Origin of the sequence: Lachnoclostridium sp. An138 (genome assembly GCF_002160765.1) — a bacterium.
GTDB classification, from domain to species: domain Bacteria; phylum Bacillota; class Clostridia; order Lachnospirales; family Lachnospiraceae; genus Laedolimicola; species Laedolimicola faecalis.
The window spans coordinates 1-624 of sequence record NZ_NFLF01000059.1 but is presented as its reverse complement, the minus strand read 5'-3'; the positions used below and the strand labels follow the sequence as shown (position 1 = coordinate 624).

Sequence of the window (624 nt, the reverse complement as noted above, 5' to 3'; positions counted from 1 at the left end):
AAAAAGTGCTTACCTTACGATGTAAAAATCTGCTTACTAAGGTATGTAAAAAACTCCTTACCATACGGTGTAAAAAACATCTTACCTAACAATGTAAAAAAGTGGTTGACATTTGCAGAAAGGGAAAAAGCCGCAGCCAGCGGGCAGCAAAGCCCCGTTCCGGCGTCATATTGGCGAAAGGAAAAAAGGCCGCCCACAGCGGGCCGCAAGCCCTGTCCTGTCCGTTCTATGTACGGAAAAACCAGACAGGGGCAGTCTGCGGCAGTCTTAGAGCAAGTTTCTACCACGGTGCCAAAATCCGCAATTCTGCGGTTTTGTCCCTCGCGGGAAACTTGTTGGGGAGTGCCTTCCCCAAACCCTGCTATGGCGGCTTGCGCCGCAAAAAGATTTCCGTTCGGCAGGCCGTTTTTTTGCGAGAACTGCCCCGGAAATACCTAACAGACCAGCCTATTTTTTGTGATAAGTGAAAGGAGGTTTACAGCCCATGCCGAAGCGATACAACACGCCCCACCGCAGCCGCGTTGTGAAAACCCGGCTGTCCGAAGATGAATACGCCGACTTCACAGCGCGGCTTGCGCCCTATGGTATCAGCCAGTCCGAATTTCTCCGGCAGGCGATACGGCG

General features: G+C 51.9%; 1 pseudogene. It reads left to right on the top strand.

Annotated elements, in window-relative coordinates:
* Positions 1–484 precede the first annotated feature (484 nt).
* Positions 485–624: pseudogene (locus B5E82_RS17795) on the top strand (plasmid mobilization protein); the annotation flags it as partial.